The sequence below is a fragment of the Cryobacterium sp. MDB1-18-1 genome (genome assembly GCF_004402735.1).
Classification (GTDB): domain Bacteria; phylum Actinomycetota; class Actinomycetes; order Actinomycetales; family Microbacteriaceae; genus Cryobacterium; species Cryobacterium glucosi.
The window spans coordinates 76,808-84,089 of sequence record NZ_SOFR01000001.1; the positions used below are offsets into that span (position 1 = coordinate 76,808).

Annotated in this window: 9 protein-coding genes; 5 read left to right on the forward strand and 4 right to left on the reverse strand. The window is 70.2% G+C overall.

Annotation, left to right across the window (positions count from 1 at the left end; genetic code table 11):
• Window position 1 precedes the first annotated feature (1 nt).
• Entirely contained in the window at window positions 2–574 is a 573-nt protein-coding gene (locus E3O50_RS00340) for a hypothetical protein (protein WP_241975247.1), read from the reverse strand.
• A 230-nt stretch (window positions 575–804) separates the two neighbouring features.
• Here E3O50_RS00340 and E3O50_RS00345 point away from each other — a divergent pair, with 230 nt between their 5' ends.
• Window positions 805–1,272, forward strand: coding sequence for a nitroreductase/quinone reductase family protein (locus tag E3O50_RS00345; protein WP_198413593.1), 468 nt, complete (start codon window positions 805–807; stop codon window positions 1,270–1,272).
• A gap of 10 nt (window positions 1,273–1,282) precedes the next feature.
• Here the strand turns inward: E3O50_RS00345 and E3O50_RS00350 are convergent, their stop codons facing one another.
• The 3 genes from E3O50_RS00350 to E3O50_RS00360 form a co-directional block, all read right to left on the reverse strand.
• A complete protein-coding gene (locus tag E3O50_RS00350) occupies window positions 1,283–1,786 on the reverse strand; it encodes an NUDIX hydrolase (protein ID WP_134446118.1) in 504 nt (167 codons plus the stop codon).
• A 90-nt stretch (window positions 1,787–1,876) separates the two neighbouring features.
• Complete coding sequence (locus E3O50_RS00355; protein WP_134446119.1) at window positions 1,877–2,404, reverse strand: adenine phosphoribosyltransferase; 528 nt, start codon at window positions 2,402–2,404, stop codon at window positions 1,877–1,879.
• A gap of 9 nt (window positions 2,405–2,413) precedes the next feature.
• Complete coding sequence (locus E3O50_RS00360; protein WP_134446120.1) at window positions 2,414–3,031, reverse strand: MarR family transcriptional regulator; 618 nt, start codon at window positions 3,029–3,031, stop codon at window positions 2,414–2,416.
• Between the two features lie 87 nt (window positions 3,032–3,118).
• On the opposite strand from E3O50_RS00360, the gene idi reads away from it, so the two are divergent.
• From idi to crtI, 4 genes are all read left to right on the forward strand, one after another.
• On the forward strand, window positions 3,119–3,646 hold the full coding sequence (gene idi / locus E3O50_RS00365; protein WP_174774578.1) for an isopentenyl-diphosphate Delta-isomerase: 528 nt from the start codon (window positions 3,119–3,121) through the stop codon (window positions 3,644–3,646).
• Complete coding sequence (locus tag E3O50_RS00370; protein ID WP_134446122.1) at window positions 3,639–4,685, forward strand: polyprenyl synthetase family protein; 1,047 nt, start codon at window positions 3,639–3,641, stop codon at window positions 4,683–4,685. The genes idi and E3O50_RS00370 overlap by 8 nt, the downstream gene beginning before the upstream one ends.
• The gene (locus E3O50_RS00375) at window positions 4,682–5,590 is read left to right on the forward strand and encodes a squalene/phytoene synthase family protein (RefSeq protein WP_134446123.1); all 909 of its coding nucleotides are present in this window, start codon (window positions 4,682–4,684) and stop codon (window positions 5,588–5,590) included. The genes E3O50_RS00370 and E3O50_RS00375 overlap by 4 nt, the downstream gene beginning before the upstream one ends.
• Window positions 5,587–7,282 (forward strand): phytoene desaturase family protein (gene crtI / locus E3O50_RS00380; protein ID WP_134564532.1); only part of this gene is annotated, 1,696 nt, incomplete at its 3' end. The genes E3O50_RS00375 and crtI, both read left to right, overlap by 4 nt.

Sequence of the window (7,282 nt, forward strand, 5' to 3'; positions counted from 1 at the left end):
GCTAGCGCGGCGGTGCGGTGCGCGGCGGCTTCGGGGTGCGCGGCGGCTTCGGGGTGCGCGGCGGCCTCGGTGTGCGCGGCGGCTTCGGTGTGCGCGGCGGCCTGGGGAACGCCTCGCGCATGTGGTCGGAGGAGAGGTAGTCTCCGACGCCGATCATGATGAGGCTGAACAGGATCTGCTCGCTGACCATCCACAACGGGTACAGGCCCGGGATCGCGGCGAGGACGAGCGTGATCACCGGAAAGATCTTGCTGAACAGGCGCAGCCGGAGGTAGGCCCAGTAGAAGCCCTTCTGCGCCCGCCAGGCGAAGTAGAGCAGGGTGAGCGTCATCGCGAGCACAACGAAGGTGCGCATCCAGACCGAGGTCGGGATCTCGGTGCCGCCGAGGAACAGGACGACAGCGATGACGACCGCGGCCGCGCCGAGGACCAGTTCCGCGGCGAGGAGCCAGAGAATCGCGACGAACGTGCGCCTGGTCCTGGGGTGCCGGCGCATCTCGGGCGCGATGGTGTATTCCACGGACCGACCACCGGCGACCCGGTCGAGCCTGAGGAACAACGGTTCCAGTTTCATGATTCCTCCGGGTGTCAACGGTAGCGGGTCGCACGGGGCCGGTGTCACGGATCGGGTGGAGCGTGCCGGAAGCACGGTGCCGGACGGCCGAACCCGGCGTACGCTTCGGGCATGGACACGGACTATCCCGCATACCAGCGCGTGGCGAGCCCGATCGTGCCGTGGCTTCCCCGGGGCGATTCGCACGCGGTCCCCCGGCCGGCGTCCCGTCCGGTGAGGAGGGCGCGGTAATGGGCGCCCAGGCAGACCGGCTTCGCGCGATGTATTCCGGCGGGCGGGGGAACGCCACGGCGAAGCGCTATGCACGGTTGTGGAACCGGGCGCTGCGCCTCGGAGTGCTGCCGAGACGCTGGGTCTCCCTCGAGGTCATCGGGCGACGCAGCGGACAGGTGACCCGGTTCCCGATCGGGACGGCCGACGTTGACGGCCAGTGGTACCTCGTCTCGATGCTCGGCGAATGCAACTGGGTGCGGAACGTGCGCGCGGCTGGCGGCCGGGCGACGCTCCGCAGGCGCACGGCGCGCCCGGTCTGGCTCGTCGAGGTGCCGGCGGAGGACCGCGCGCCGATCCTGAAACGCTTCGTCGAGAAGGCCCCGGGCGGGCGCCCGCACATTCCCGTGGACCGGCACGAACCCGTTTCGGCATTCGAGGCGATCGCCGCGGACCATCCCGTCTTCCGGGTGCTGACCGCCGTCTGACTGCACCGGGTCAGGCGCGCGACTCCGGCGAGCGGACGTCGGTGGCCGGGCCGCCGGCATCCGCCCCGTCCAGGCGGGCGCGCAGGGCCGGCCAGCTCAGGGCGAAGCCGGGGTGCAACGGCAGTGCGTCGACGAGCTCGGCGGGCACCCAGCGCAGTGCGATGCTCTCACGGTCGCTGATCACGGGCTCGAAGGGTTCGAGGGCGCGTACGACGACCGTCGTATACGACCAGAAGCCGAGATCGAGTACCGAGCTGAACTGCACGCTCACGAGTTCGGCGGGCACGCCGGCCTCCTCGTTCGCCTCGCGGAGCGCGGCTTCGAGGGCGGTCTCGTGTTCATGCCGGGCGCCGCCGGGAAGCCCCCAGGTGTCGCCGTTGTGGCTCCACGCGGCGCGATGCTGCATCAGCACCCCGAGGTCGGCGTGGTGCACGAGCAGCCCGGCGGCCCCGAAGCGTCCCCAGAACCTGCGGCCGTCTGGCGCGAAGACCCACTCGTCGCCGTTTCCCGTCATGAACCAAGCATGCGGCATCCGGCCGCCATTCGGCCCAGAGCGTGCGGTTTTCGCACAGTGCGGTCGGTGCCTGCCCGCTGCGGGGTGGTTCTACAGGGCGACGATGGTGTGCAGCGGGGTGGTGCCGAGGCGGTCGCGGCCGAGGAGTTCGGTGAGCTCGAGCACGACGCCGACGCCCGTCAGCCGATAGCCGGCACGCCGGACGAGCCGGGAGGTGGCCGCGATCGTTCCGCCCGTCGCGAGCACGTCGTCGAGGACGAGCACCCGGGATCCCTCCGGCAGCTGGCCGATCTCGAGTTCGAGGCACGCCGAACCGTATTCGAGGTCGTAGTTCTCCGACAGCACGGAGCCGGGCAGCTTGCCGCCCTTGCGCACGGCGAGCACGGATGCCCCCGCCGCGTATCCCACGGCCGCCGCGAGCAGGAAACCCCGCGCTTCGATTCCTGCGACCGCGTCGAACTGCCCGGCGAACCGCCCGGCGAGTTCGTCGATGAGCGCCCGGAAGGCCACGGCGTCCGCGAAAACGGGGTTGAGGTCCCGGAAGAGGATGCCCGTCTCCGGGAAGTCCTGGTAGGACGCGAGGAGGGCGGTCACATGGTCTGCTGCTGGTGTTGGCACCGGTCAAGCCTAGGTGGTCGAGTGCCCCTGAACCGCTTCGGTCCCCCCGCTCGGGGCTGTGACCCCGGTCGGAGTGCCGCCGTGGTGCGACGCGGTGTCCGTCGTCGTTGCGGACATGGCGTCGGCGATGGCCGTGAGGAAGCGGATAACGGCGTTTCGTTCGGACGGTTCGAGGTCCTCTGCGGCCGCGAACATCCGCTCGTGCACGCCCCCGAGCGCCCGGCGCACCTCCTGATGCGCCGCCGGCGTCGCGAAGATGAGCTGGACCCGTCCGTCCACGGCGTGCGCCTCGCGGCGGATGTGCCCGGTGCGGGTCAGGCGCGCGAGCAGCTTCGACGTCGCGGCAGAGGAGATCCCGAGGTGGGAGGTGAGATCCTTCGGGCTGACCGGGGTCCGGCGGGCCTCGCGCTGGATCAGGTGCCTGATGGCCACGAGGTCGGTCTCGTTCACCGCGAGCTCGGCCCTGGCGCGCTCGCGCATCGCGGCATCCGCGGCCCGGAATGCCCGGAGCGCGGCGAGAACGTCGCGAGCACCGGTGGTCCCGGTCGTCCCGTTGTTCCCCTGGCCGGTCCAGAAGCTCGGCTCCGGCGACGGAGACCGGGGCGGGAAAGTGGCTCGTTCGGACATTCCACCATGCTAGCCTCACGATTAGCTAACTTGGTTAGCAATATCTACGGGTATGGTGGCGGGAAGGGGAGGAATCACATGCAGGCTGTGGACCAGACGGTCGAACTCGTCGTACTGCTCGACGAATCAGGGCGCCCGATCGGCTCGGCGCCCAAGAGCACGATGCACGACGCCGATACCGCCCTTCATCTTGCCTTCTCGGTCTATGTCTTCAACGAACGCGGGGAGGTTCTCGTCACCCGGCGCGCCCTCGGCAAGCGGACCTGGCCGGGAGTCTGGACGAACTCCTTCTGCGGGCATCCCCTCCCGGACGAGTCGCAGCGGCGGGCCATCGCACGGCGCGGCCGGTTTGAGCTCGGCCTCGACCTCGACGAACTGACCGTGGCGCTTCCCCTGTTCCGCTACCGGGCGACGGATGCGAGCGGCATCGTGGAAAACGAGATCTGCCCGGTGTACCGCGCGACGGTGCACACCGACCCCGTGCCGAATCCCGATGAGGTTTCCGAATACGTGTGGACCGACCCCGAAACCCTGCGCGCGAGCGCGCTCTCCAGCCCGTGGGCCTTCAGCCCATGGATGGTGCTCCAACTGAAGGAGTTGAGATTCGATGCCTGAGATCGCCCACATCGAAGTAGAGACCGAACTCCAGCGATACTTCGCGGCGGCCAGGCTGCGAGCGAGCGACTACGGAACGCACTACGTCGCTCTCTGGGACTCGCTCGAGCAGGCCAGCAGTGGCGGCAAGCGGGTGCGTCCCGCGCTCGTGCTCGCCGCGTTCGCCGGACTCGGCGGAACGGAGATGAGCCTGGCGATCCCGGTCGCCGTGAGCTTCGAACTCCTGCACACCGCGTTCGTGATCCACGACGACGTGATCGACCGCGACCTGCACCGTCGCGGCGTCGCGAACGTCGCCGGCAGGTTCACGGAGCGCGCCCTCGCCCATGGCGCAGTCGGGACGCAGACCGGCGCCTGGGCGACCACGGCGGCGATCCTCGCCGGCGACCTCGCCCTGAGCGAGGCGCACCGCGCACTCGCCCTGCTGCCGATCGGCGCCGAGCAGCGCGGCCGGCTCCTCGACCTTCTGGACCGGGCCGTCTTCGTGTCGGCGGCCGGTGAACTCGCGGACGTCACGAACACCGCTTCGAAGACTCCCCTCTCTGTCGAGGAAGTGACCGTGACCCTCGAGCAGAAGACCGCCGTCTACTCCTTCGAGGCTCCCCTGATGGCCGGGGCCGTGCTCGCGGGGGCGAGCGAGGAGGCGATCGTCGCCCTCGGACGGTTCGGCAGGCTCGTCGGCGTCGCCTTCCAGCTCACCGACGATATCCTCGGCGTCTTCGGAGACCCCGCGCGCACGGGGAAGAGCGCACTGACCGACCTGCGCGAGGGCAAGCAGACCGCGCTCGTTGCCTACGCCGGTACGACGGGCGACTGGCCGGCGATCGCACCGTTCGTCGGCAAGGCCGACCTCACCCAGGACGAGGCAGAGGAGGCCAGGGTACTCCTGCGCAGCTGCGGGGCACTGCAGTCCACCGACGAGCTCGCGATCGACCACGCCCGCAGGGCGGTCGCCGCGCTCGACACCGCCGCGATCCCCGCGGTCCTCCGCACGACCCTCACCCAGCTCGCCGACACCTCAGTGAATCGCAGCCGATGACCGACACCCGACGCCCGACGCCCACGACCGGCACGGCCACCCAGATCGCGACGTACACCCGGGCTGCTCATGCGAGCTCAGCCCAGGTCATCGGCGTCTACTCGACATCGTTCGGGCTGGCCTGCCGCCTCCTCGCCGCGCGGGAACGCCGCCAGGTCGGCTCGATCTACGCCCTCGTGCGGATCGCGGACGAAATCGTCGACGGCGCGGCCAGCCAGGCCGGTCTCCCGGACGCGGCCCAGCGTGCGGCTCTCGACGGGCTCGAGGACGAGACCCTGAGGGCGATCGAGACCGGCTTCAGCACCAACCTCATCGTGCACGCCTTCGCGGACACCGCGCGGGCGACCGGCATCGACGCCCGGCTCACGGCGCCGTTCTTCGCGTCGATGCGACGCGACCTCGACCCGGCCCCCTTCGACGCCGCCGGCATCGCCGACTACATCTACGGCTCGGCGGAGGTCGTCGGGCTGATGTGCCTGCGCTCGTTCCTGCACGAGTCCGAACGCACGGAGACCGAACTGGCGACGCTCACGGCCGGCGCCCGCAGCCTCGGAGCAGCCTTCCAGAAGGTCAACTTCCTGCGGGACATCGCCGCCGACCGGGACGATCTCGGACGCAACTACTTCCCGGGAGTGAACCTGCTCACCATGACCGACGAGGAGAAGGACTTCCTCCTCGACGACATGGACGCGGACCTCGACGCCGCGGCGCGCGCGCTGCCCCTGCTCCCCCGCGGGAGTCGGCGTGCGGTTGCCGCAGCGCACGGCCTCTTCGCGAGCCTCGCGGTCAAACTCCGCGGAACGCCCGCCCGATCCCTGCTGAACACCCGGGTGCGGGTACCCGACCCGGAAAAACTGATGATCGCCCTCGGCGCAGCCCTCGGCCCTGGAGCGTGGAAGAAATGACCCCTTCGAATGGAAACCGCACGATCGTGATCGGCGGCGGGATCGCCGGCCTCGCCAGTGCGGCCCTGCTCGCCCGTGACGGGCACCGGGTGACCCTGCTCGAAACCAACGACACCCTCGGTGGCCGCGCAGGATCGTGGACGGAACAGGGGTTCCGGTTCGAGACCGGACCGTCCTGGTACCTGATGCCCGGCGTCTTCGACCACTTCTTCCGCCTGTTCGGCACGAGCTCTGCCGAGCAGCTCGAGCTGCGCCGTCTCGACCCCGGCTACCGGGTCTTCTTCGAGGACGACCCGGACCCGATCGACATCCGCGCCGAACGCGCCGACAATATAGCCCTGTTCGAAAGCCTCGAGCCAGGAGCGGGTGCCGCGCTCGACCGCTATCTGGACTCAGCGGAGGACACCTACCGGATGGCCGTGTCCAGGTTCCTCTACACGAGCTTCCAGTCGTTCCGGCCGCTGCTCGTTCGGGACGTCCTGACCCGCCTCCCCCGGCTCGCCCGGCTGCTCCTGCAGCCGCTCGACACGTTCGTCGCCGGCTACGTCCGCGACCCGCGACTGCGCCAGGTCCTCGGCTATCCGGCCGTCTTCCTCGGTTCCTCCCCCGACCAGACCCCGTCGATGTACCACCTGATGAGTCATCTCGACCTTGCCGACGGCGTGCTCTACCCGCAGGGCGGCTTCACCCGCCTGATCGACAGCATCGCCGACCTCGCCAGGGCAGAGGGCGTCGAAGTGATCACGGGCGCGAGAGTCACCGCCATCACCACCACACCGGGAACGCGGCCTGGCGTGTCGAAGCGACTTCGGGCATCCGTCACCGGGGTCAGCTACGTCGACAGGGCAGGGACCACCGTTCGGCTCGCCGCCGACCGGGTGGTCTCGGCCGCCGACCTGCACCACACCGAGACCGAGCTTCTTCCCGAGCCGTTGCAAAGCTACCCGGAGTCCTGGTGGCAGCGCCGGGTATCCGGGCCCGGCGCCGTGCTCGTTCTGCTCGGCGTGAGCGGCCAGCTGCCGAAACTGCAGCATCACACCCTCCTGTTCACCCGGGACTGGGGTGAGAACTTCGGCCGCATCTTCGGGAAGACGCCGAGCGTCGCCTCACCGGCGTCGTTCTACGTCTGCATGCCGAGCGCGACAGACCCCGGCGTCGCACCGGACGGCTCCTCGAACCTGTTCCTGCTCGTGCCGATCCCGGCAGACCCCGGCCTCGGCCACGGCGGAATCGACGGCGCGGGCTCCCCCGCCATCGAGGCGATCGCCGACGACGCCATCGGGCAGCTCGCCGACTGGGCAGGCATCCCCGACCTCGCCGACCGGATCGTCGTACGCCGCACGATCGGGCCGGGCGACTTCGCCGACGACCTCAACTCCTGGCGCGGCGGGGCACTCGGCCCCGCACACACGCTCAAGCAGAGCGCGTTCTTCCGCGGGTCGAACGCCTCCTCGAAGATCGACGGCCTCTACTACGCGGGCGGTACGACGATCCCGGGCATCGGGCTTCCGATGTGCCTGATCAGCGCCGAAATCCTGCTCAAGAGGATGCGCTCGGACACGAGTACGGGACCGCTCGCGGAGCCCCTGCCCCGGCGCGTGCCGGTTCCGGCGGCGGTCCGGGTCACGGTGCCGTTGCGCCCGGAGCCCGGCGCAGCGGGCGGCACCGCCGGCGCCGGCGCCGCGGAAGCCG

Bases quoted from the DNA above. Each gene is read 5' to 3' on its own strand.
- E3O50_RS00345 (WP_198413593.1), top strand. From the start codon at position 805: ATGGGCGCCCAGGCAGACCGGCTTCGCGCGATGTATTCCGGCGGGCGG.
- E3O50_RS00340 (WP_241975247.1), bottom strand. From the start codon at position 574: ATGAAACTGGAACCGTTGTTCCTCAGGCTCGACCGGGTCGCCGGTGGT.
- E3O50_RS00375 (WP_134446123.1), top strand. From the start codon at position 4,682: ATGACCGACACCCGACGCCCGACGCCCACGACCGGCACGGCCACCCAG.
- E3O50_RS00360 (WP_134446120.1), bottom strand. From the start codon at position 3,031: ATGTCCGAACGAGCCACTTTCCCGCCCCGGTCTCCGTCGCCGGAGCCG.
- E3O50_RS00370 (WP_134446122.1), top strand. From the start codon at position 3,639: ATGCCTGAGATCGCCCACATCGAAGTAGAGACCGAACTCCAGCGATAC.
- E3O50_RS00350 (WP_134446118.1), bottom strand. From the start codon at position 1,786: ATGACGGGAAACGGCGACGAGTGGGTCTTCGCGCCAGACGGCCGCAGG.